The organism is Acinetobacter brisouisimilis (assembly GCF_000368265.1).
In the GTDB taxonomy this organism is placed as follows: domain Bacteria; phylum Pseudomonadota; class Gammaproteobacteria; order Pseudomonadales; family Moraxellaceae; genus Acinetobacter.
This window is the reverse complement of the sequence record NZ_KB851219.1, coordinates 1,875,199-1,892,681: the sequence shown is the minus strand read 5'-3', so window position 1 is coordinate 1,892,681 and position 17,483 is coordinate 1,875,199. Positions and strand designations below refer to the sequence as shown.

The following is a 17,483-nucleotide window of genomic DNA, read 5'->3' as shown; positions in this document are numbered from 1 at the left end:
TCTTACGAAATGGACTTATTTTGTTTGACGTAGCATGACAAAACCCTGTTTTTACAAAATAGCTGTAGCCATTTATTTATAAGGCTTTGAGCATGTTTTTTGCTTGGTTTTTGAGGTGGTGTTGTCAAACAAAAAAGCCAGTACCTTGTAAGACTGGTTAAGTTTGCTGTAAGTCCCACATTATATTTTCTACTTTTTAAAAATTAAATTTAACAACAAAATTTGGATGCCACTTCGTATTATTAGCATAGCCTCCCCCCCATGCAGCCAATCCCTCTCTCAATAAACTAACCACATAATCATAGTCAAAACTATGCAAATCAGAAGGTGTATATGAAATAATAGAATCCCAAACAATGATATATGGCTTATCCAAAACACTACTCGAACCACCTCCTGGAGATAATAAGAAATAAATAACTTTTAAGCCAATTCTGAGTCGAGCTAGTTTTTTATTATTACCTTCTGCCAACTCTTGCCAGTTTCCAGCATTACTTACCCACAAACTTACATCACGCTCCTTGTCAATATACCAATCAGCACGCCACCCTTGTAACTGCTTAGAAAATTTAATCTTTTCATCTTCAGTTAAAATTCCATGAACAAAACCCATTATTTAGTTCCTTTCGCTATATTTATTAAGTCATAAGTCTATTTTACTAAAAGTCACTTTTCACAACATAGTTCAGATAATTCTTATTCTCTAAATGTTTCATTGACGATACGAGTCAGCTCTTGCCTGAGTACATCACCTTGTAGTCCCGAAGTACAATGTTCAATTTCAGTTAAGGTTTGTGCTTGATCAAGCATGTTAAAGCACATCGTTCACATCAACCCAAAGGTCATAACTTTTCATATCAGAGAATATTCCAATTTCCTGACATACTTCGATTGCCTCAACAATATGCTGTAAGAGTTGCTGCCTATCCATATTCACGTCTTCAATGATTCTAAGGTCAGTAAGTTTTTGTTTGGAATAATAATGTCCGTCTTCTATTTCTTTATATTTTAAAATTTCTTTGGTGAATTTTAACAATCCTCCATTCACACCAAATATCCAAACTGAGATATGGGTATCTACTCCTAACTCATGTCCTTTCCAAGAACGAACTAAGAACATTTTTTGCTCTCGGTCAATTGTCCAATATCTTGCATCTTCAAAATATGGAATAGCATAATTATCTAACCCGTAATCCAAACGGTCTTGTTCAGTAATTTTTGCGTTAATAAAACCGATTGTATTGTTCATTTTTTGATGTCATTCAAACTATTTAAAATTAGGACTTGTGTTTGATCGAGCATGTTAAAGTACCTCGTTCACGTCAACCCAAAGGTCATAACTTTTCATGGAAGAAAATATTCCTCTCTCCTGACACACTTCCATTGCCTCAACAATATGCTGTAAGAGTTGCTGTCTATCCATATTCACGTCTTCAATGATTTGAAGGTCACTAAGTTTTTGTTTGGAATAATAATGTCCGTCTTCTATTTTCTTATATTGTAAAATTTCTTTGGTGAACTTCAACAGCCCCCCATTGATACCAAAGACCCATATCGAAATATGAGTATCCACACCTAACTCATGCCCCTTCCAAAAACGAAATAAGAACATTTTTTGCTCTTGGTCAATTGTCCAATTTATTGCACTTTTAAAATATGGAATAGCATAATCATCTTGCCCATAATCCAAACGATCTTGTTCAGAAACTTCTGCATTAATAAACCCCATTGTATTGCTCCTTTCGCTATATTTATTAAGTCATAATTCTATGTTGAACGTGGTCAGGCTGCCACCATTGGGGAAATTCTTGCTCTCAGGGTCACGACCTAATACACCTCATAAGGATTACTTTGTTCACGTTTGGCATGGTGTCTATTCTCTATTTTTATATCTAATCTAGGGAAAGTCGGGAAAGTAGGAAAGTTGCTTTCTAAGATATTGATAAATAATATTTAAACACTTTCCCTTAAATAAAATCAAAGGGGAAAACAGGGGAAAGTGATGGGCTACTTTCCTTATAACTTTCCCTCAATTTCCCACTGGGAAAGTAAAAAGGGAAAGTGTTATCATAAATAAAAACATATACTTATGTGCTTACTTTCCCGCTTTCCCTACTTTCCCCCATTTAGTAATATAGGGTTAATCCTTATCACTCGTTTACCGTTATCTGTGACCTGAATATGATTGGTTGCAACCAGTTCATTGATAGCCAACTCGAAAGTATCTTTTCTTCTCAAGTCCTTTGGGTTGCATCGGCTTTGGGCAACTTGATAAATGATATTGTCCACTTGCTGCTCAGTGCATTTCTTGATAAGCCATTTAAGCAACTTTTGTGCGTTACTTTCTTCGCTCACTTCAATCTCTGCATAACGTGACCATTCCCCCAGTGAGTGCCGAACAATGTCACATGCACCTGATAGGATGGTGGCATCAATCTCCTGCTGCCCCTCGAAATAGGCAAATACAGTCGCTAAACGCCGTGCAAGTTGACTGGCGCGACTGGCAAAGGCTTGGAGGTACTCATAACGCTGTCCTTTAGCCTGTAGTCGCTCCACCTCATTGTAAAAGGATAAATCAATCTGCTTTGCCTGCTCATTCATGCTCATCACAAAACGCCCATCATGCAGTTCATGCCCTGTTTGAGGTTGTGGGCAGTCATCCAGTAGATAAGCGCAGCGTGTCCAGTAGACAACAAGCCGATGATCAAGATGAGCATTATTAGATTGGTGGCTTGTATCTTGTAGCCGTGTGCCTGCCAAGTTTTCGGGAATGGTCAGGATAAAGCGAGGTAAAAAGCCCTGTCCCTTTAATACAGGGTCTTTGAGTGCATCGGATAAAACCTCATGCTGTCCCTGTAAATTAAAGGTTAATCGGACATCATAAGCCCGACCACTGCCGTTAAGGTTTGATTTAGATCGGGTACGTTCAACTGTGCCGTCATCAAACAGCTTGGTATAGCCCCCCAGGGCATGATTGCGCGTGTCTGACTTCATAGTGTGGCCACCAAAGAATTGCGCTGCCTCATCACTGGAAATGGAGGCATTTTTAATGATGCCATCCACGTATAACCCTGCAATGGATTCTAGGGTGATGTCACTGTACAGGGTGCTAGGGTCATTTGGTGGGGGATTCTCCACGCCGTAGGCTTCACGGTCTTTTTTGTTTAACCCTGCTTGTCCGCTTCTCCATTGCTCAAGGTCACGGCGATATAGGTCATATTGTTTACGTTCATGCTCGATAATGGCTTTGTCTGCTAGTTTTCGGCTTGTGGTCTTACGGCTGCCACTTTGTCCCTCAGTCAGCAAAAACAGGCTGCACGGCTCACCATGAGGGTTATGCTTGTCAGGTGCATTGACATAGCTCTGGGCGATATGTGACATTGCCCCGATGACACACTGGGCGGTCATGGCGATAGGGGCTTGCACATGCTCAGAAATTGCCATTGCTGCTAACTTTGCCAATGGTGGGAGGGAATCTATAGGATAGGGTGCATTTATGGCTGTATTGCCTTGTATGATGGGAATAAGTGTGTCCCACTCACTTGATTGGCTTCCCATAATTAACCCTGTAATTTCTGCATCCAGTTCGCTTTGATTGGTGGTGATGTCGCACGGTATCTGTAGGGCAATAATATTCACGCCTGTATCTCGAAAACGCCGTTTATAGTTCAGTAGCTCATGAGTAGAACAAACAAAATAGATCTGTTTTGCCTCTAGGCTTAACTGCTTTAATCCCTTGTCGGTGATTTTATGGTGATGATAGACGGCATAACTGGTGATAAAGGCAAGGGCGCTATCTTCTGTGACCAATAAAGGGGAATCCTTGAGTTTTTCACAGTTAAAGAAATTGCCACCATTGCAGGCATAGCTACTGTTTTCTTGATTGTGTTCAACGTCATAGAAACGAGCGCCAACCAAATTTAGGCTATAATCGTATGTGTCCCAAACGGCATGATGGAAAAAGTTATCTCCCTCAAAATCATCAATCACCGATTTTTTGATTTCAGGGGGACACCCCCCAAAGATTTTAACCATTGCCTGTTTTACTGGGTCACTGGAAAGTAAGGTGACTGTGCTTTCTTCTAAAAGCGTCACAAGGTCAGATTGTGGCGCTTTTTCATTTGTCCCATGCTCATTAAAATCAAACGGAATGGTGGTGTCCCAAGTGGGTTGTGTATTCATTCTTCACCCTCCTGATACCCGAAAGCCATTGGTAAGAGATTTTCAATCAGTTCAAGTTTGGTTTGAACCTCATAGATCAGGTTGGCGACAATTTCACCCTTGATGGTTAAGTCCTTGCCATCCTCAAAACAGTTCCATGTTGCGACTGAAATATCCTTAGCCCGCCCAACAAGATCCACAATGACATCTTGGGCATTGATATGGTTTGCATCTTTGTGGGGTGTGAAAAACTCGCTTTGAAGCCCAAGTTTTGAAAAATATGGTTTGTTCTGTGAATTTGGTTTTTGATTGATTTGATTAGGCATGAGTTATGCCTCCTACTAATTTTGAGTTGAGATTCACGCTAATTTGAGAGATTAGGGTGAGGGGATTCACTCTCGGCTTAGTAGAACCGCCCGACATATTCGGCAAAACCTTATTTTGTCGTGTCATCCCCTCATAGAGGGATTGCAGCCTTGTGTGCATGGCTGTAATGCTTGCGCCCTTTGTTTCGTGCATAGATTGAGAGCCTATGCAGAATTTAGGCACAATAAAACCACAATGACGCTGTGGGGTGACGCTACTAAGTTTTGAGAGGTCTACAGCATAAGCGGATTTACTACAGCTTGCAATGAGAAACACGGCTATAGCCCATACCGCAACCAATAAACCTAAGTCTTTAATGATGGTTTTCATAACATGACCTCTCTATTGCACACGGTTGATATGAATATTTGAGTTCACCAAAACGCCCTCATTGGATAGCCCAATGGCGTTACGGTTGTCCATCATTCGCAATAGGTGCTGTTCGGCTTCCTCAAAACTCATGCCTAAATGCTTGGCAATGTCCTCTAGGCGATACATCGGTTTGCCGTCATCGGTGTAACCGCTTACTGGTGGCAGTAGGTTTAATTCTTTAGCTTTGGCATCCATTTCCGCCTTGATATGTTCAGGGGTGTAATGCAGCGTTAAAAGAAATGCTCGTTCAGTGATTGGGTGGTCATCGCCGTATTGCTTCACCATGTTTTTATAATGGTCAAAGGCTTTGAAAAACTCAGGGTTTACAGGTTTATTCATTGCATAACCCCTTAAATGCAAGTTGTAGATTGTTTTTACATGTGGCGATTCTTAGGTTTAAATCTCGCATTACATAACGATGATTGGCTAATCCTGTGCCGTGAAATGAGCCTTTTACCTTTTGGGTCTTTGCCTGCATACATAACCGATTCAATTCATCAAAAGCGGTTTGTCGGGTTGAATAGCTACCAGTCTTGCGGATAGTTGGCAGTACCTCGGCAAATACCCAGTTTTGGAAATTCATTGCTTCGGGCTTGTTTGAACGGAATATGATTCGGTATAAGTTCGGCTCATTTATAAATTTGAGTTTCTGAGTACCGCCATTGGTAGGGATGTGGCAATCTGCCATACCCTTTTCATCTAATGCACGTAGTAACCGTGATGTACGGCTCACAGATAAAACATGACATACGTCCGTCAAACAAAATAACGGCTCATTGTTGGCATCAAAGGCAATACGAACCGAACTGGATTTAAAATCGAAATGGGTTACTTGGTTCATGCCTGTAACTCCTTTAGCTCATAACGTGCATGTGTGCCTTTGCCGTTTAGGTTGGCTTCGTTGTGGGTCACAATGTCATGCCCTGATAAGCGTAATCGCTGAATAACGGCGCTCAGGCGGTAGCAATCAAAGTGATAGATAGCTTCTGCCTGCGAGAGGGTCTTGCCCTGTTTTAAGTGGCTTAAAACTTGGGTTTGATGGGAGGTGTTTGGCATAGATCAAGCCTCCATTTCTGAATGGTTGGCTTTTTGGTTGTTATGCCATGCGACTAGATCGGCATAGTCGAAATAGACAGGACTTTGACGATTTGAGCCTTGCTTGTATGGCTTCGGGAAAGCAGGGTCTTTTTGGACAAGTTGGCGCAAAGCATCACGTTTAATGCTTAAAAGTTCACATGCTTGATTGTATGTAATTCGGATAGGTTGCATTTACTTAACTCCACATAACGGCTCTTGTTGGAGTAAGAAGACAATAAAAATATTGGGGTAGTGAAGCATCAAAGGTGTGATAGCAACCTTGAAAAATTGCTGTCACACCAAAATAAAATAATGATTTTTATGGTTTTATTGGGGTGATACCTTTCATTCTATTTTATTGATTCCGTTTGGTGTTACCGCCACCTTTGGCTTTGGGGTGACGGCATATTTTATCTATGGCTGTTTGGATATAGTCACTATCCATTTCGGGGTAATGTTTTGCTATCCATGATTTTACCGTAACTTGCTTAGGGGCAAACTTATTGTTATCGGGGTCGTAGCTTATCCAAAACTCATTAACAACGCCCTGAATAGCTTCTAATGCTGGAGTTGTATAAGTTGGCTCAGGCAATAAAATAATATTGTTGTGGTCTATTGGTTCAGGCTGTTGATATGTAACTTGTTGAGCTTCGATAGTAATGGTATTTTGCTGTGGTGGTTCAAAGTAGCCATTATTTTTAAGCCATTTCTTTAGCTCATCCCTATGAATTTTTGTTTCACTTGCGAGTATTGAGCTAGTGTCATCAAGACTGATTTTAGCTTGCTCCACTGTTTCGCTCCAACAGCTATTGTAGTCAATGCGCTCAATTCTTATTAATGGTGATTTAATTTCTTGTGTACAAATAGCCTCTATTAATGACCTTATTAACATTAGAGCATGTTGCCAATTTATAGTTTTTTCATTAAGTAGTTTTTGGCGAATTTCATAATCAGTAAGATGATTATATTCACAAGGTTCTATACCTGCCGTTAATAATGCAGATTCTGCAATAGAGAACAATTTCACTGTATTCCAATGGGAAAGATCTTGATTGCCTCTTAATTGATGTAATTCTCTTATTGTCGCCATTTTATTATCAGCCTCCCAAAGCATCCCCCAATAAAACTGTTAAGCCAATCGAATTGGGTGTTCGACTTTCGGGAGCTAACCTAGGCTTAACTAAAACATCATAATTTATATTTATTCATATTGCTGCATATACAGCTAATTAGTACGACTAATATTGTCGCTATGCTTTCTTAAATTGAATGACCGTATCATCTGCCAATTGTTCTAAATGGTCGGCGTACCATTGCATTAAATGCTTACGGTTATTGAGATATTGGGCTTTGTTATATACGCCTGCCACGCCATCTTTAACGTGTGCTAAAGCTGCCTCGATGTGTCGTTCATCAAAACCTTTGTTATTGAGTAATGTACTGGCAATGTGTCTAAAGCCATGAGGTGTTTGTCTGCCCTCATAACCTAAACGCCGTAACGCCATGATGAAAACTGTATCTGATTTGGGTTTATTCTGATTAGATCGGCTAGGAAAGAGATATTCAGATTCACCACGAATGGACTTTAATTCATTGAGCAAATTTACTGCTTGAGTCGGTAATGGAATGACATGTTCACGGCGTTTCTTCATCCGTTCTTCGGGGATATTCCAAAGTCCCTCATCAAGATCAAACTCATGCCATTGAGCTTCCCTTAATTCACTGGGGCGACAAAACAGCATCGTAAGCAGTTTTAAGCCGATACGAATATCAGGGGTAGGGTAGTTATCTATGGCTCTCAATAATGACGGTAGTTCTTTTTCATCAACATGAGCCATATTCTCTTTTTTGCCTGAATCTAGGAATTTATGCAGCCCCTCAAGTGGGTTATAGTCAATACGCCCAGTGACTTTGGCATAATCGTAAATATCACGGCACATGGTGCGAATACGTTTCACCTGTTCATAGATTTTTTGCTCTTGTTGGATACCTTTTAAATGTTCCATCCATTCAATCGGGCGAATGGATACAAAGAGCCGTTTACCGAAAGTAGGGTAGATATGCTTTTCTAATGCGCCTCTGTTTCGGGTCATGGTATCGGCAACCCATGTATTTTGTTTGGTGTCTATCCATTCTCTAGCCAGTGCTTCAAAGGTGGAATTATTTTCTTCGAGTTCTTTGGCTTTACGCTCTTGCTTGGTGATGATGGGATTTTCACCCTTACCAATATCGGCAATTAATTCTTGGGCTTTCTTACGTGCCAGTTGTCCGCCGATTTCAGGATAGCCCCCAATACCTAGCCATGACCACTTACCGTTAGGTTTCTTGTATCTGAGTTGCCATGACTTATTGCCATCGGGCTTTACACGAAAATATAGACCGTTGCCATCTAGTTCTCGATATTCTGTTTGTTCTGCTTCTAGGTTGGCTAGAACAGTGTCGGATAATGGACGGCGTTTTATTTCTGTACGCTTCATTGTCTTGTATCCCTATGGTTTCAATTTTTTATCAAGGATACACGCTGGGATACACGGCGAGCAATACTATATACAGTTATAATTCGTTATGTACAGGCAAGAAAAAAGGCTTAAACCCTTTAGATTTAAGCCTTTCCAACTTATACATCGTCATATTACGGCATATAAATTTAAGTATATGGTGGAGATGGCGGGAGTTGAACCCGCGTCCGCCAGTATTACGCTCGAGAATACTACATGCTTAGATATCGTCTATTGTTTTAGCATTAAGTGACCCGACGAACAGGGTACAAAACGCGATCCTCTTAGTTTGGTATAAAGCCCCGAGGCTTGACTTTATACGGACTTGTGTGCGTGCGCTTCAGTCGGACTCTCTAACCACAAGTATTCGGAGAGGCGGACAAGCTGCCCTTAGGCAGCTAGAGCGTATGATTCGTCGTTTGCGACTAAAAAATGCAAATTTGATTTACGAGAGAAAATGCGCTCTCGGCATGCATCTATGAGTTTCATCACCAGCGTCGAAGCCAAGAACATCCCCATAATGATCTAGGAATTATAACATAACAATCGAAGAACTGATAATTTTTATTATATTCAGCCATCCTTGCATAATGATCAATACTCGATTTATTACAGAAATCGATTGGAAAAATGATAATTACGTTATAATATAACAAATATTGAGTCGTTTTCATTGTTAAATTTTTATGGTTTATTAGAGACGAATAAATTATGAAAAGAGGTTGAAAATGAAAACACTTCTCATTTATCATATTGAGACTTAATCGTTCAACTCGATAGTTGTGATTTGTCTATCAAGATAAGTCATACGCCACAGGTTATAGTTGTGTTATGAGTCATTCTCCTGCATTGAATTTAGATCCTCACCCTAGTGATCGTATGAAAAAGAAAATACTTGCGACATTTATTGCCGTTGTGGTTGGGCATGTCGGCGTATTTTGGGCGTTGGGTCAAATGAAAATTCAGGAGTTAAAGCCAGTTCATAAACAACCACTACAAGTACGTTTTGTTAAAATTCAACAACCTTCCAAGCCGTTACCGCCAAAACCAAAAGAAAAACCAAAGCCCCAGGAAAAACCAAAAGAGGTCAAGGAAGTCAAAATTGTTGAAAAACAGTTGCCTCCACCACCTAAAAAAGTTGAAAAAATTCAACAGGTCAAGACTCAAGCACCAAAGCAGGCTGTAGAGCAACCTATTGTGAAAGCTCCGCCTGCACCTGTAGTCACCACGACAAAATCCGCCATTACTAAACCAGCACAACAGTCTGCACCACAACCTGTTGCACCGCAGCCCAGCGCTCCTGCTGCTGATCCATCACCAAAAACTGTGAGTATTGGGGGAGGGTCTGGTGTTGAATGGAAATATGGGACAGATAGGATTACACGTGGCTTAAATGAAGTTGTAGAAGATTTTTTAAATAGTAATACTGACGATAGCCTAAAAGGTACTTTTGTCATAAAGCTAAGAATACATGCAACGGCAAAAGGTACGATCACTGATGTTGAAATTATTAAGTCATCAGGAAATAGTAAGTTGGATCAAATGGTGAAACGTTATATTTCAAGACAGAGCTTTAAGCCTTATGCGCATGATTTTATTGCACCTCAACCTTTTGCATTAAATCTGAATTAAATTTACGGCTAATTTATGAAATCAGGAGTTCGAGCATGAACTTTTCAATCTACTGGCAAAATGCCGATGCAGTAAGTAAAACGCTGTATTTCGTACTCATTGTAATGTCGATTACAACGTGGACGGTTTTTGCCTTACGTTTAATGGGTACACGTCACCTTAAACAACAAGCCTATGCTCAACTCGAACAAGCGTTGACCAAGCTTAAAGCTAAACTTGCACCTTTGGCATTTGATCAGCGTAAGGCAGTTGCCGAACAAGCTTTACTGCGTCAAATTTCTGAAGAAAAAACTTCAGCAGAAAAAGGCGTTGCTGTTCTGGGGACGATTGCTTCAATCGCACCATTTGTAGGACTATTTGGTACGGTTTGGGGAATTTTTCACGCATTAGCGGCTGTTGGCCGTAGTGGGCAAGCTGGTTTGGCGCAGGTTGCAACTCCAGTGGGGGAAGCACTGATCATGACAGGTTTAGGCTTAGGCGTTGCGATTCCTGCAGTACTTGCCTATAACATCTGTGTTCGTGCTAACCGCTCTTTAGCACATGCGCTACAAGATAAAGCACATACTTTGCTGATTGACACCATGTTGCAACAAGATTCTGCTGCACAAGGCAATGCTGCTAAAGCAACTCAACAGAATTATGCTGGAGGTCAAGCATAATGGCTTTTCAATTGGGTGAAGATCACGATACTGGCATGAATGAGATGAACCTCATTCCGCTAATCGATATTATGCTGGTGTTGATGATTATTTTCTTGGTGACGGCAACCGTTGCGAATCCATCGATTCCTTTGACTTTACCCAAGACCACAGCGCAAATTACCACACCTCCACCACAGGCAATTACCATCAGTATTAATGCTAAAGGTGAAGTGGCGTGGAATGATCAGATGATCAGTTTAGATGATTTGTCTCAGCGTTTTCATGCTGCAGGTCAACAAGCACAAAAACCAACTGTACAATTACGTGCTGATAAAGAATCACGCTACGATACAGTAGCGCAGGTCATGTCACGTGCAAGCGAAGCTGGGCTGAGTGATATTGCTTTCGTCAGTGAAAACTAAATCATGCTGAGATAAAAAAGCGACATTTAAGTCGCTTTTTTATGCTTTAAGCAAACTTTGAAACTTACTGCGTAATTTATTTAACTTTGGGGGAATGGCAAAATTACAGTAGCCTTGGCTTGGGTTTTTAGCATAGTAATTTTGATGATAATCTTCCGCAGCATAGAAAGTTGGTGCGGCCGTTAATTCGGTTACCACTTGAACGCCTTCTGCTTTGAGTTCATCAATAAACTGTTTAGCCTGCTGTTTTTGCTCATTATTATAGTAGTAAATCACTGAACGATATTGTGTGCCAATATCATTGCCCTGACGGTTTAATGTAGTTGGATCATGTGTTGCAAAAAACACAGTCAATAAATCAGTGTAGCGAACTTGTTCTTCATCAAAGTCAATTTTTACAACTTCCGCATGTCCAGTATTGCCACTGCATACAGCTTCATAGCTCGGTTCAACGAGATGACCACCTGCATAACCACTGGTTACCTGTATAACACCACGTAACTGTAAAAAAACGGCTTCTACACACCAGAAGCAGCCACCACCAAATAACGCTTGTTGCATATCTAGATCCTTAAATGAACTTAAAAAATTAGTGATTTTGAGAATTTAATTCCATAATCACATGATTAGATTGATCTTTTAATTTTAAGATTTGTTTTTCTACACTAAAGCTTGTCACTTTTGCTAATGCCAAATGAAATTGATCACTGATTTGCATATTGCCTGCACACATCATTCTAGTTGATGCTAGAGGGCCTAAGTGTAAATTATTGCCTTGCAACTGATAACTCCCAAAAATTCGGTTACAACCATCGCTACCTTTGACCTGTTGGCTATTTGCATCAAAACTTAAAGAAGGTTGATGAGCGAGTTCATCAGCAGAGAGAGCATGTCCTTGAATATGTGTGACTTGCCAAATCACCTGCTTTGCTTGAAGTTCTTGCTGTTGTTGTAAAATACTTGCTGAAGTTTGGTAAGGTACGCTTGAACATGCTGAAATGACACCCAAGCTGGTAAAAAGAGTCAATAAAATAAGTTTTTTCATTACAGTAGTTTAATCCTATTTAAGCAATTTTTTTAAGTATATTTTTTAAAAATGCGACTAAAAAGTATTATATGAGGTGAATTATGTTTATAAAAAGTAAAATGTGACACAGGTATTATGATTTACATTTCATCTGAATTATTTCTAAAGCTCTTAAAAAGTGTGATTTATGTGTTGATTAAATGCTATTCATATTAGGCTGTATTACAGCCAAAAAATTAAAACAGGAGTTGTTTAACTAAACAATAATACAATTTTTATTGGGGCATTAGCAGCAGTTTCTATTCCAGCTCTAGCTGCGGATAGCGTGTTAAAAGATGCTATGTATCTGCAAAAGTGGGCCTAAATATTACAGACTTAAATGCCGATAAAATTAGCTCTACAACTTCACCAATATCTTATGATTTATCTTCAGACGATAAACAAAATTTAGCTGTTGGAGCGATTGCCTTTGGTTGGAACTTGGAACCAAGTTTACATGTGCCAGTACGTACAGAGCTTGAATATTCAGCTCAACAAGACCACCAGTTTAATAGTAAATCAGCAGATTCCTACTATATTAATGATGCTGTGAAATTATAACAGCAAGCAGTCATGTGGAATACTTACTTTGATTGGAAAAACTCAAGTAAGTTTACGCCATATTTTGCAGTTGGTGTTGGTGCAACCCGTATTCATACAAAAGGAATACTTTCTGATAATTCTGTATCAGATCAATTTTCTTATGATTTCGCCACAATTTCAAAAACTGATATTAACTTTATTTGGTCTGTAAGTGTCGGTACTTCAATATGATTACTTCAAACCTAGCAGCTAATTTTTCTTATAAATATATCGATTCAGGTAAGTTAAAACAGTATTACAATGACTTTGGAACTGATGCCGAATCAAGTTATAACTTACATGCGCACAACCTTGCATTGGGTCTACGTTACTCATTCTAATTTGAGTTTGTAGCATCTAGAACTAAAAGAGGAACAAATTGATTTGTTCCTCTTTTTTTGGCTTATTTGGTATAAGTTGCAAACTCAAAAGCAACACCCGATGCTTCATCGAGATGTTTTTCGCTACTTATCTTGTGAAACTCGCTTGGAATTTCAGGGTAGTAGGCATCACCTTGTACATCAAGTTCAACATGAGTTAGCTCTAAACGATCTGCAATTTGCATGGTTTGCGCAAAAATTTCCCCGCCACCAATCACAAAAATGCTTTCAGGTTTTTCACTTGTAGCTACGTCAGATAGTGCTTGAGCAAGTGCATCTTCGATGTTATGCGCTACTTTGACCTTGTCAAAAGACCATGATGTATCGCGGGTAATCACCCAGTTCACACGTTTGGGTAATGCGCGTCCCATAGATTCAAGGGTTTTACGCCCCATCACGACCACACCACCTTGAGTAATGGCTTTAAAGTGCTTTAAATCTGCAGAAATATGCCAAGGTAGGGCATTGCCTTTACCAATACAGCGTTGTTGATCCATCGCCACCACGTGGACGATTTCGATTCCTTGAAAACTCATACAGCCACCGGTGCTTTAATTGCAGAATGTGATTGATAATTAACAATTTCGATATCTTCAAATTTGAACTCAAAAATATCTTGAACTTCAGGGTTGAGCTTAAGCTGGCACAGTGGTAATGGTTCACGTGTTAACTGTAGGCGAGCTTGTTCAAAATGGTTGGCATATAAATGGGTATCACCACCTGTCCAGATAAAATCACCGACACCTAGACCACAGACTTGAGCCACCATATGGGTCAGTAGGGCATAGCTGGCAATATTAAATGGCACGCCCAAGAATACATCGGCACTACGCTGATACAATTGGCAAGACAGTTTGCCATTTTGTACAAAGAACTGGAACAATGTGTGACATGGCGGTAAAGCGACTTGCCCAGCTTCTTGCGGATTCCAGCCCGAAACAATCAGACGACGTGAATTTGGATTGGTTTTGATTTCGTTAATTAACCACTGAATTTGGTCAAAGCCATCTTTTTGGTAGCTGCCATCAGCATTTTTGCTGGCGCCAAAGTTACGCCATTGGTGTCCGTACACAGGGCCAAGTTCACCTTCAGGGCGACCAAAACGTGCAGTTTGGTCTGCGGTTGCCCATTCATCCCAAATGGTGACTTTGTTGTCTTGTAAGTACTGGACGTTGGTATCACCTTTTAAAAACCATAACAATTCAATCGCAATTGAGCGGAAATGAACTTTTTTGGTGGTCAGTAAGGGAAACCCTTGATTGAGGTCAAAACGCATTTGATGACCAAATACAGAACGCGTCCCTGTCCCTGTACGGTCGCCTTTGTCGCCGCCGTTGTCCAGAATGTGCTGTAGTAGATCAAGATACGTTTTCATAAAATTCCTATAGAGCTGAAATGTTACGACCTGATGTGTCGTACTATGGCAGGTTGAGGATTTTACCCTAATATAGAACTTTGAATAATGTTTTTTAGCAAAAATGCCGATGCCTCTATCATACTAATGATATCAAAAACCGATGCCAATGACATTGGGGCATTCTTGGTTTAATCAGTCAGAGCGTTTCGCTCGGTTTTGATAAATCGACATAATAAATAGACCTAAGATCATAAAGCCCAGCCCTTGACTGAGCCATGCCCAAAGCGCATTGCTCGGTTGTAAACCAAGTGCAGTCAAACAGCCTACAGGTAAAATCCAGACCAGTAATTTGGTATACGGGCGGCGCGCACCAAATTGGTAAATCAAATGCATAAAAACCCCAACAACGACACAGATTCCGACCCAAATAGAAGGTAAGGCCGACACTTTGGAAAGGAGCGTTGTCATCACACAAATGGCGATGGTTATCATGAGTTTAACGTTGCGGGTACAGCGTTCAGAATACCAAAATTGCAGCATAATTAAGATTCAGTTGAAGTAGATTTTGACAAACGTGCCAGTGGTGAAAAAATAAAAACACTCAGTGCCATAAAAGCCAGCCCTTGAATGCCTAAAATCAGTAAATCATCCATGGTTTTCATAAACAACACTGCCAAAATCAGTGCAAGTGGAATCCATGTGAACACACGAAATAAAAAACGACTTGGGTCATTTTTTGCAATTTGCAAACGTGCATAACGGCAAATCAAAAACACCAACCCTGTACCTGTAAACATCAGAATCACCACAGATGGGAGTGGTTTATACAGATATAGGCCCACAGTGATAGTAATCATCATCAATAAAATCAGAATTTTACGCGCAAGTGTGGTGGTGGGTTCAAACCAGAATTCGAGCATATTGTGTGGAAAAAATGACGAAGGAGATGTTGCACTTTAGCATAAAAAAAGGGACTTTCGCCCCTGATTGTATGATGTGGCGGTGCCTTTATTTATTGACTGTCCAATCATAAATTTTACGTTGATAGGCAAATGCCAAGAGCAGTAAGCCTGCAATAATCATTGGGAAAGAGAGCATTTGCCCTTTGGTCACCCAACCGAACAAAATAAAGCCCTGATCCGCATCGGGTTCGCGGAAAAATTCCATAAAGAAGCGCGAAAAACCATAACCCATAAGAAACAGGGCAGATACTGCCATACGTGGGCGTGGCTTGCTGCTAAACCACCATAAAATAATAAATAACAATAACCCTTCACACAGCGCTTGGTAAATTTGTGAAGGATGGCGCACCAAATGCAATGGGTCGGTTGGGAAAATCATGCCAAATGGATAATTGGGATCAGTCACAGGGCGACCATATAATTCACCACCAATAAAATTACCAATCCGTCCAAACATTAAGCCTGTTGGCACACACGGCGCAATAAAGTCCATGGTTTGAAACCAGGTTTTTTGGTATTTTTTACACCACAGTAGCATGGCGACCATCACCCCGATAAAGCCACCGTGGAAACTCATGCCACCTGTCCACACTTGAAACAGCCAAAGTGGATGGGCGATGAATTTATCAAATTCATAGAACAACACATAGCCAACCCGACCACCGAGCACGACACCTAACGCCCCATAAAAAACCAGATCAGATACCATCTCGGCTGTCCAATCAGTACGTTGTTTTGCCCGATAGTTGGCAAGTCCCCATGCACATAAAAATGCCAAGAGGTACATTAACCCATACCAGTGTACTTTGAGCGGGCCAAGCTCAATCGCAATTGGATTGATGTTGGGATAGGTCAGCATGACTATTCCTTTCATTTCTGTATGTTTGGCAAGATTCTAGCCGATAAACCTTAAAAATGTTGTACATTCAATGTGTAAAGATACAAAGGATCTGTTATGTGTATTGTAGCGCTGGCGTGGCAAGTGGTAGAAGGTTTACCTATATGTTTATTGTCTAATCGGGATGAGTTCTATATCCGTCCAACCCAGTCCTTACGACACTGGCAAGATAGTCCGATTATTGCAGGGCAGGACTTGCAGTCGGGTGGAACATGGATGGGCATCACCGAAATGGGGCGCTGGGCAGTAATCACCAATTATCGGGATGCTTCAGATCAGCGAATCTATCCGACTTCACGCGGTGAGATTGTGGCAGATTATCTGGCATCGGATTTACCACCGATTCGTTTTGCTCAGCAATTGGAGCAACGACAGCAAGATTACGCAGGGTTTAACCTGATTGTGGGTGATCGGCAACAAGCCGTATATATGAGCAATCGCGGGGAAGCGCCACAGGTATTGGCGCATGGTGTATATGTGATGTCCAATGGCCTCATGTCGGAGCACTGGGCGAAAACCCAGCATTTGCGTCAGCGCTTTGTACAAGAATTTTTGCCGCTCTTGGCATTGCCTGAGGTATCCGAATCAGACTTGCAACAGGTGGCTTGGGATATATTGGAAGATCAGCGGCAGCGCTTGCCTGAACAGTTACCACAGACAGGCATTGCTCAGGAGCTGGAACAACTGCTGTCATCGACTTTTATTGCCAGTCCCAACTATGGCACACGCTGCTCCAATTTTTTACGCTGTTTTCAGCAGCATGTTATTTGGTTGGAAAAAACTCAGCAAGGGCCACAGCAAGGAAAGATTCAATGTCTCGAGTTTAGCTACTCTGGTTGATTAGGCATTGATGAAATGCAGAAAATTGACTCAAATGTGCCAGTGATTTATGCCTGTAAATATATATATTTTCAGAATGCTTTCTATCTGATTTTTTGTGCTCTAAAAGTTAATAAAACAAAAGCTGAAAATGAAAATTCATAGCATAGATAGAGCAGTGAAATAGATCTGTTTTAAAGATCATCAATAATTTTATAAGAAATCAACCCTGTTATTTCTGGGTGGGAAA

At 40.6% G+C, this 17,483-nt stretch carries 26 protein-coding genes, 1 other RNA gene and 1 pseudogene; 7 read left to right on the top strand and 21 right to left on the bottom strand.

The window, feature by feature from the left end; genetic code table 11:
* Positions 1-196: 196 nt before the first annotated feature.
* From F975_RS12640 to ssrA, 14 genes and pseudogenes are all read right to left on the bottom strand, one after another.
* Positions 197-613 carry a hypothetical protein gene (locus F975_RS12640; protein WP_004753913.1) on the bottom strand — a complete coding sequence of 139 codons (417 nt, stop codon included), beginning with the start codon at positions 611-613 and terminating at the stop codon, positions 197-199.
* A gap of 198 nt (positions 614-811) precedes the next feature.
* On the bottom strand, positions 812-1,249 hold the full coding sequence (locus tag F975_RS12635) for a hypothetical protein (protein WP_004753911.1): 438 nt from the start codon (positions 1,247-1,249) through the stop codon (positions 812-814).
* Positions 1,250-1,303: 54 nt separating this feature from the next.
* Positions 1,304-1,729 (bottom strand): hypothetical protein, encoded by a 426-nt coding sequence (locus F975_RS12630; protein ID WP_004753909.1) that lies wholly within the window; start codon positions 1,727-1,729, stop codon positions 1,304-1,306.
* A 39-nt stretch (positions 1,730-1,768) separates the two neighbouring features.
* Positions 1,769-1,868, bottom strand: a pseudogene (locus F975_RS15755) (single-stranded DNA-binding protein); the annotation flags it as partial.
* Between the two features lie 244 nt (positions 1,869-2,112).
* Positions 2,113-4,182 (bottom strand): DUF3987 domain-containing protein, encoded by a 2,070-nt coding sequence (locus tag F975_RS12625; RefSeq protein ID WP_004753907.1) that lies wholly within the window; start codon positions 4,180-4,182, stop codon positions 2,113-2,115.
* Positions 4,179-4,487, bottom strand: coding sequence for a hypothetical protein (locus F975_RS12620; RefSeq protein WP_004753905.1), 309 nt, complete (start codon positions 4,485-4,487; stop codon positions 4,179-4,181). The genes F975_RS12625 and F975_RS12620 overlap by 4 nt, the downstream gene beginning before the upstream one ends.
* Complete coding sequence (locus tag F975_RS12615; protein WP_004753903.1) at positions 4,480-4,857, bottom strand: hypothetical protein; 378 nt, start codon at positions 4,855-4,857, stop codon at positions 4,480-4,482. The genes F975_RS12620 and F975_RS12615 overlap by 8 nt, the downstream gene beginning before the upstream one ends.
* A gap of 12 nt (positions 4,858-4,869) precedes the next feature.
* Positions 4,870-5,238 (bottom strand): BrnT family toxin, encoded by a 369-nt coding sequence (locus tag F975_RS12610; RefSeq protein WP_004753901.1) that lies wholly within the window; start codon positions 5,236-5,238, stop codon positions 4,870-4,872.
* Positions 5,231-5,740, bottom strand: a complete 510-nt coding sequence (locus tag F975_RS12605) for a BRO-N domain-containing protein (protein WP_004753898.1) — start codon at positions 5,738-5,740, stop codon at positions 5,231-5,233. The genes F975_RS12610 and F975_RS12605 overlap by 8 nt, the downstream gene beginning before the upstream one ends.
* Positions 5,737-5,955 carry a helix-turn-helix domain-containing protein gene (locus tag F975_RS12600; RefSeq protein WP_004753897.1) on the bottom strand — a complete coding sequence of 73 codons (219 nt, stop codon included), beginning with the start codon at positions 5,953-5,955 and terminating at the stop codon, positions 5,737-5,739. The genes F975_RS12605 and F975_RS12600 overlap by 4 nt, the downstream gene beginning before the upstream one ends.
* A 3-nt stretch (positions 5,956-5,958) precedes the next feature.
* Complete coding sequence (locus tag F975_RS12595) at positions 5,959-6,168, bottom strand: helix-turn-helix transcriptional regulator (RefSeq protein WP_004753895.1); 210 nt, start codon at positions 6,166-6,168, stop codon at positions 5,959-5,961.
* A gap of 163 nt (positions 6,169-6,331) precedes the next feature.
* Complete coding sequence (locus tag F975_RS12590) at positions 6,332-7,066, bottom strand: hypothetical protein (protein WP_004753893.1); 735 nt, start codon at positions 7,064-7,066, stop codon at positions 6,332-6,334.
* A 160-nt stretch (positions 7,067-7,226) separates the two neighbouring features.
* On the bottom strand, positions 7,227-8,453 hold the full coding sequence (locus F975_RS12585) for a tyrosine-type recombinase/integrase (protein WP_004753891.1): 1,227 nt from the start codon (positions 8,451-8,453) through the stop codon (positions 7,227-7,229).
* A 179-nt stretch (positions 8,454-8,632) separates the two neighbouring features.
* Positions 8,633-8,991: a transfer-messenger RNA gene (gene ssrA / locus F975_RS15565) on the bottom strand.
* Between the two features lie 314 nt (positions 8,992-9,305).
* On the opposite strand from ssrA, the gene F975_RS12580 reads away from it, so the two are divergent.
* Genes F975_RS12580 through F975_RS12570 form a run of 3 tightly spaced genes read left to right on the top strand, consistent with a single transcriptional unit; the run spans position 9,306 to position 11,169 of the window.
* On the top strand, positions 9,306-10,106 hold the full coding sequence (locus tag F975_RS12580) for a TonB family protein (RefSeq protein WP_004753890.1): 801 nt from the start codon (positions 9,306-9,308) through the stop codon (positions 10,104-10,106).
* Between the two features lie 35 nt (positions 10,107-10,141).
* Complete coding sequence (locus F975_RS12575) at positions 10,142-10,765, top strand: MotA/TolQ/ExbB proton channel family protein (protein WP_004753889.1); 624 nt, start codon at positions 10,142-10,144, stop codon at positions 10,763-10,765.
* Positions 10,765-11,169, top strand: a complete 405-nt coding sequence (locus tag F975_RS12570; RefSeq protein WP_004753887.1) for an ExbD/TolR family protein — start codon at positions 10,765-10,767, stop codon at positions 11,167-11,169. Before F975_RS12575 ends, F975_RS12570 begins: the two co-directional genes overlap by 1 nt.
* A 39-nt stretch (positions 11,170-11,208) precedes the next feature.
* Here F975_RS12570 and msrA read toward each other — a convergent pair whose 3' ends face one another.
* Both msrA and F975_RS12560 read right to left on the bottom strand, forming a co-directional pair.
* Positions 11,209-11,730 carry a peptide-methionine (S)-S-oxide reductase MsrA gene (msrA, locus tag F975_RS12565; protein ID WP_004753885.1) on the bottom strand — a complete coding sequence of 174 codons (522 nt, stop codon included), beginning with the start codon at positions 11,728-11,730 and terminating at the stop codon, positions 11,209-11,211.
* Between the two features lie 28 nt (positions 11,731-11,758).
* Positions 11,759-12,214: an META domain-containing protein gene (locus tag F975_RS12560; RefSeq protein WP_004753883.1), complete on the bottom strand. Its 456-nt coding sequence runs from the start codon at positions 12,212-12,214 to the stop codon at positions 11,759-11,761.
* A gap of 336 nt (positions 12,215-12,550) precedes the next feature.
* Between F975_RS12560 and F975_RS12555 the strand changes: the two genes are divergently transcribed.
* Genes F975_RS12555 through F975_RS15750 form a run of 3 tightly spaced genes read left to right on the top strand, consistent with a single transcriptional unit; the run spans position 12,551 to position 13,158 of the window.
* A complete protein-coding gene (locus F975_RS12555; RefSeq protein ID WP_004753881.1) occupies positions 12,551-12,796 on the top strand; it encodes a hypothetical protein in 246 nt (81 codons plus the stop codon).
* A gap of 12 nt (positions 12,797-12,808) precedes the next feature.
* A complete protein-coding gene (locus tag F975_RS12550) occupies positions 12,809-13,009 on the top strand; it encodes a hypothetical protein (protein ID WP_004753879.1) in 201 nt (66 codons plus the stop codon).
* A complete protein-coding gene (locus F975_RS15750) occupies positions 13,006-13,158 on the top strand; it encodes a hypothetical protein (RefSeq protein WP_004753877.1) in 153 nt (50 codons plus the stop codon). The genes F975_RS12550 and F975_RS15750 overlap by 4 nt, the downstream gene beginning before the upstream one ends.
* 62 nt (positions 13,159-13,220) lie before the next feature.
* On the opposite strand, the gene F975_RS12545 is transcribed toward F975_RS15750, so the two are convergent.
* The 5 genes from F975_RS12545 to lgt form a co-directional block, all read right to left on the bottom strand.
* Complete coding sequence (locus F975_RS12545) at positions 13,221-13,733, bottom strand: dihydrofolate reductase (protein WP_004753875.1); 513 nt, start codon at positions 13,731-13,733, stop codon at positions 13,221-13,223.
* Positions 13,730-14,572: a thymidylate synthase gene (gene thyA, locus F975_RS12540; RefSeq protein ID WP_004753871.1), complete on the bottom strand. Its 843-nt coding sequence runs from the start codon at positions 14,570-14,572 to the stop codon at positions 13,730-13,732. Before thyA ends, F975_RS12545 begins: the two co-directional genes overlap by 4 nt.
* A 174-nt stretch (positions 14,573-14,746) precedes the next feature.
* Positions 14,747-15,094, bottom strand: a complete 348-nt coding sequence (locus tag F975_RS12535; RefSeq protein WP_004753869.1) for a hypothetical protein — start codon at positions 15,092-15,094, stop codon at positions 14,747-14,749.
* Positions 15,095-15,096: 2 nt separating this feature from the next.
* The gene (locus F975_RS12530) at positions 15,097-15,474 is read right to left on the bottom strand and encodes a hypothetical protein (protein ID WP_004753867.1); all 378 of its coding nucleotides are present in this window, start codon (positions 15,472-15,474) and stop codon (positions 15,097-15,099) included.
* 88 nt (positions 15,475-15,562) lie between these two features.
* Complete coding sequence (gene lgt / locus F975_RS12525; RefSeq protein ID WP_004753865.1) at positions 15,563-16,375, bottom strand: prolipoprotein diacylglyceryl transferase; 813 nt, start codon at positions 16,373-16,375, stop codon at positions 15,563-15,565.
* 96 nt (positions 16,376-16,471) lie between these two features.
* On the opposite strand from lgt, the gene F975_RS12520 reads away from it, so the two are divergent.
* Entirely contained in the window at positions 16,472-17,254 is a 783-nt protein-coding gene (locus F975_RS12520; RefSeq protein ID WP_004753864.1) for an NRDE family protein, read from the top strand.
* Positions 17,255-17,483 lie beyond the last annotated feature (229 nt).